The sequence below is a fragment of the Kitasatospora sp. NPDC059160 genome, assembly GCF_042755465.1.
Taxonomy (GTDB): domain Bacteria; phylum Actinomycetota; class Actinomycetes; order Streptomycetales; family Streptomycetaceae; genus Kitasatospora.
On record NZ_JBHZCN010000225.1, the window covers coordinates 1 to 4,199 of the forward strand.

Sequence of the window (4,199 nt, forward strand, 5' to 3'; positions counted from 1 at the left end):
AAACGCCCGGTTACATTCCGAACCCGGAAGCTAAGCCTCACAGCGCCGATGGTACTGCAGGGGGGACCCTGTGGGAGAGTAGGACGCCGCCGAACGATCATTCAGAAAAGCCCCTGATCCCTTCGGATCAGGGGCTTTTCGCATGTCCGCTCAGTTGTCGTCGTCCTCGTCGGGCAGCTGGGCGTCGTCGGTCTTCGGCTGACCCTGGGCCTGGGCGGGCTTGGGCTCGGTGGTCGGGGCTTCCGAAGGCGCCGCCGAGGCCGGTGCCGAGGCTGCGGCCGATGGCGCGGCCGAAGCGGGCGCCGACGGGTCGGCCGGCGTTGCGGGTGCTGCTGCCACTGCCGCGGTGCCCCAGGACGGCCGGTCGAGCCACTTGTCGGCGGTGTTGGTGAGGCGGGCGACTCCCGTGCCGTCGGCGCGCATGCTGTAGAGGTCGGCGCCGCCGCCCGAGGGGGCCTGGGCGAAGACGATGGACTTGCCGTCGGGTGCGTAGGCCGCGGCGCCGTAGAAGGCGGTGGACGGGGCCGGGGTGAGGGCGCCGATGGCGGTGCCGTCGGGGTGGACGGTGTAGATGCCGCCGCCGGGGGCGTTGTCGGGGCCGGCCGGGTAGGTGGTGAAGAGGATCTGGGTGCCGTCGGGGGACCAGGTCGCACGGTCGCCGGCCCGCAGTTCCCAGGGGGTGAGCTGGCGCAGCCCGGTGCCGTCCGTGCCGACCACGTAGACGGCGCGGCTGTTGGCGGGTTGGCCGGTGGCGCTGGTGCGGTACTCGAAGGTGAGCTGCTTGCCGTCGGGGGACCAGCTGGGGTTGCTCACGGCGCCGGAGTAGGGCTTGTCGTTGGTCAGGAAGGTGAGCCGTTGGACGTTGGTGCCGTCGGGGCTCATCAGGTAGAGGTCCGAGTACTGGACCTGGTTGTTGTGGGCCTGGTCGAGGGCGCCCCAGGAGCGGCTGAACGCGAGCTGCTTGCCGTCGGGGGAGAAGGCGGGGGCGCGTTCGTCCTCGTTGGCGCAGTCGGCGGTGCCGCTGGCGGCGTCGCAGAGCTGGCTGATCTGGTGGGCGTTGTCGCCGCCGGTGGTGACGGTCCAGAGCCGGGCGGTGCCGGACTGTGGATCGGTGCGGTCGAAGGCGACGGCGCTGCCGTCGGGGTTCCAGTCGGGGTGGTCGTCGCGGGCGCGCGCGGGCGGCTGGGTGATCTGGTGCTGGTCGGTGCCGTCCGGGCCGAGGGTGACGATGGCGCTGGTGGTGCGGGCGGCGTCGGTGTAGGCCCGGCTGACGATCAGTCCGTTGCGGGTCTCGGCGTGCGCCGCGGCGCCGACGACGCCGGGGGGCGCCGACGGGGTGGGGTCCGGGGTCGCGGTGGGGGACTCCGGGCGGATCTCGGAGAGTGGGATGTCACCGGGTTCGGCTCCGCACCCGGTGAGCAGGGTGCCCAGAAGCAGGAGGCCCGCACCGGCGGTTGCGCGGGTGCGGGCCTTGCCGCTGGTGGGGGACTGCCGTGTGCCGGCGATCCGTGTCATCTCCGTCTCCGACCTTTCCGACCGCTTCGACGTGTGCCCCGGTCCGCGGTGGGAGGGACGCAGGACGCATCCAGGAGGAAGGCCCCTGGAAGGAGCTGTCACTGTGTCAGACGGGGTGTGTCGGCGGCCGGGCGACACGCGACGGATCGCATCGGCTCGGTCACACGGAGTAGACGGCTCCGGGGCGGGTCAGCCCCGGGCGGCGCGGCGCTCGGCCTTGGCGAGGGCCTCCGCCTCGTCCTCGGCCTCGGCGACCTCCAGGGTCGGCGCGGTGCCGCCGAGCTGGGCGGGCAGCCACCAGCTGTCCTCGGGGCCGGAGGGCTTGCCGGGGTACTCGCGCTGGGCCCGGTCGAGCATCTCGCTCATGGCGGCGCGCAGCTTTCTGGTGACCATGACGGGCTTGTCGTTCGGGCCGAGGTGGATCGGTTCGCCGATCATGATCGTCACCGGGACGTGGCGCTTGGTGAGGGTCTTCGGACGGCCCTTGGTCCAGAGCTGCTGCGTGCCCCACAGGATGACCGGCAGCAGCGGGGCGCCGGAGTCGGCGGCCATCCGGGCGGCGCCGGTCTTGAACTTCTTCAACATGAACGAGCGGCTGATGGTCGCCTCGGGGAAGACGCCGACGACCTCGCCGGCCTTGAGGGCGCGGACGGCGGCCTCGTAGGCGGGCTGGCCGTCGGTGCGGTCGACCGGGATGTGCTTCATGCCGCGCATCAGCGGGCCGGAGACGCTGTGCCGGAAGACGTCGTCCTTGGCCATGAAGCGGGTCTTGCGCTTGCCGCCGCGGTAGGCGCCGAGGCCGGCGAAGAGGAAGTCCAGGTAGCTGATGTGGTTGCTGACCAGCACCGCTCCGCCGTTGGCGGGGATGTGCTCGGCGCCGATGATCTTGATCCGCACGTCGAGCGCGCGGAAGGCGGTGAGTGCGGCGCCGATCACCGGCGGGTAGACGAACTCTGCCACGGTCAGTCCTGACTTCCACGGGCCGGGGCCCGGTACGGCGGGTACCCGCGCCGTGCGTGGGGGCCGACCGGAGCACGGCACGCCGCGGCGGTCACGGGTGATACACGGAGATGATCCCCCGAACGAGTGCCTGCTGTCACCTGAGGCGTGCGGTCAAGCGAATATTCACGGTGTGATCTCCGTGATGAATCCGACCGGGAACTTTTCCGGCCCGCCGCCCGGCCCGCCGTCCGGGCCCGGCACCCGCTCCGATCAGGCCCCGGCGCCCAGGCGGCCCTGGGCGCGGCGGACGATCGGGTAGATCTCGCAGCCCGGGCAGTAGCCGAAGGCGGCGTTCAGGAAGGCCGCGGCGAGGGCGAAGCCGGCGGTCAGCAGTCCGAGCCAGCCGACGCCGGTGAGGAAGCCGAGGCTGCCGATGACGGCGAAGACGGCCCCGCCGCCCTGGGCGAAGCGCAGCGGGCGTTCGTCCTCGGTGGTGGTGGGCGGCGCCAGGCGGGGGGCGATGAGGAGGTGGAACAGGCCGACGTACGGGGAGCGGCGGGGGCCGGCGACCGCGCCGACCAGGAAGACCAAGGCTTGGAGGGAGAGCAGCAGGCCGCTGCCGGTGATCAGGACGGCGGCCAGCACCGCACTGGTGAGCGCGGCGGCGAAGCGGTGACCTCGGGGGTCGGTCTGCAAGGAGTCTCCGGAGTGGTCGCGACGGGCGGCTGCGGCGGGCGGCTGCGGCGGGGCGCGTCAGCGACAGCGGACGGTGGTGACGGGCCTCGGGTCGACGACGCGACGGACGGTCAGCAGCGGCGGGGAGAGGGGGGCGGAGTCCACCCGCCGATCGTACGGGCCCGGTGTCGGCAGGTCGACCTCCCTTTCGGAGCCCGTACGCGCTGCCGCAGACTGGGGGGATGACCGGACTCGTGGTGTGCCTCGTCGTACTGGCGGTGGCGAGCGGGTTCGGGCTGGTGAGGACAGGGCGCGACGGGAGGCTGCGGGTGCGCACCAAGGACGGGACGGTACGGCTGTCGGAGGAGGACCTGGGCGGGCCGCTCGGTGAGCGGGCGACCCTGGTGCAGTTCTCCACCGCCTTCTGCCAGCCGTGCCGGGCGACCCGGCGGGTGCTGGCCGAGGTGGCCGGGATGCTCGACGGGGTCGTGCACGTGGAACTGGACGCCGAGGCGCAGCTGGAGCTGGTCCGTCGGCTGGAGGTGCTGCGGACGCCGACCGTCCTGGTGCTGGACGCGGCCGGGCGGGTGGTGCGCCGGGCGGCGGGGCTGCCGCGCAAGGCGGACGTGATCGCGGCGCTCGGCCAGGCGGTGTGACGGACGGGCGACCGGCGGCGGAGGGGCGGCCGGAGGGGCGGCGAGGGGATTCGTCGACGGTTGGTACCCCCCGTGAGGTGGGGCCGGCCCCCGGCTGGGGCAGGATGGGCGCAAGCGGCGGTGCCGGCCGTCCGACCTAAGCTACTGGCCAGTAGTGACCACTGCGCTACCGCCGAGTATGCTGCCAGGAAGTTCCGGACCGGCACGGGAAACTCGCTGCCCGGAGCGGGTGCGTGCCGTGTTCGCACCCGCTTGCACGCCGCAGCCGTCGGACGAGACCAGTACAGGAGACAAGGCCGTGAGCTTGAGGATCGTTGTCTGTGTGAAGTACGTGCCGGATGCGACGGGTGACCGTCGTTTCGCGGACGACCACACCACGGACCGGGAGGGTGTGGACGGCCTCCTGTCGGA

At 72.7% G+C, this 4,199-nt stretch carries 4 protein-coding genes, 1 rRNA gene and 1 pseudogene; 3 read left to right on the plus strand and 3 right to left on the minus strand.

Features of this window, described 5'->3' with window-relative positions; genetic code table 11:
- Positions 1–95, plus strand: a 5S ribosomal RNA gene (rrf, locus tag ACFXOZ_RS42180); the annotation flags it as partial.
- 55 nt (positions 96–150) lie between these two features.
- Here rrf and ACFXOZ_RS42185 read toward each other — a convergent pair.
- The 3 genes from ACFXOZ_RS42185 to ACFXOZ_RS42195 all read right to left on the minus strand — a co-directional run bounded on the left by ACFXOZ_RS42185 (position 151) and on the right by ACFXOZ_RS42195 (position 3,153).
- Complete coding sequence (locus tag ACFXOZ_RS42185) at positions 151–1,515, minus strand: TolB family protein (protein ID WP_380595337.1); 1,365 nt, start codon at positions 1,513–1,515, stop codon at positions 151–153.
- 189 nt (positions 1,516–1,704) lie between these two features.
- Positions 1,705–2,475 (minus strand): lysophospholipid acyltransferase family protein, encoded by a 771-nt coding sequence (locus ACFXOZ_RS42190; protein WP_375892416.1) that lies wholly within the window; start codon positions 2,473–2,475, stop codon positions 1,705–1,707.
- Between the two features lie 252 nt (positions 2,476–2,727).
- On the minus strand, positions 2,728–3,153 hold the full coding sequence (locus ACFXOZ_RS42195; protein WP_380595339.1) for a DUF4395 domain-containing protein: 426 nt from the start codon (positions 3,151–3,153) through the stop codon (positions 2,728–2,730).
- Positions 3,154–3,374: 221 nt separating this feature from the next.
- Here ACFXOZ_RS42195 and ACFXOZ_RS42200 point away from each other — a divergent pair, with 221 nt between their 5' ends.
- Together ACFXOZ_RS42200 and ACFXOZ_RS42205 are read left to right on the plus strand one after the other, a co-directional pair.
- Positions 3,375–3,788, plus strand: a complete 414-nt coding sequence (locus tag ACFXOZ_RS42200; RefSeq protein WP_380595341.1) for a thioredoxin family protein — start codon at positions 3,375–3,377, stop codon at positions 3,786–3,788.
- Between the two features lie 298 nt (positions 3,789–4,086).
- Positions 4,087–4,199 (plus strand): annotated as a pseudogene (locus ACFXOZ_RS42205) (electron transfer flavoprotein subunit beta); the annotation flags it as partial.

Bases quoted from the DNA above. Each gene is read 5' to 3' on its own strand.
- ACFXOZ_RS42185 (WP_380595337.1), bottom strand. From the start codon at position 1,515: ATGACACGGATCGCCGGCACACGGCAGTCCCCCACCAGCGGCAAGGCC.
- ACFXOZ_RS42200 (WP_380595341.1), top strand. From the start codon at position 3,375: ATGACCGGACTCGTGGTGTGCCTCGTCGTACTGGCGGTGGCGAGCGGG.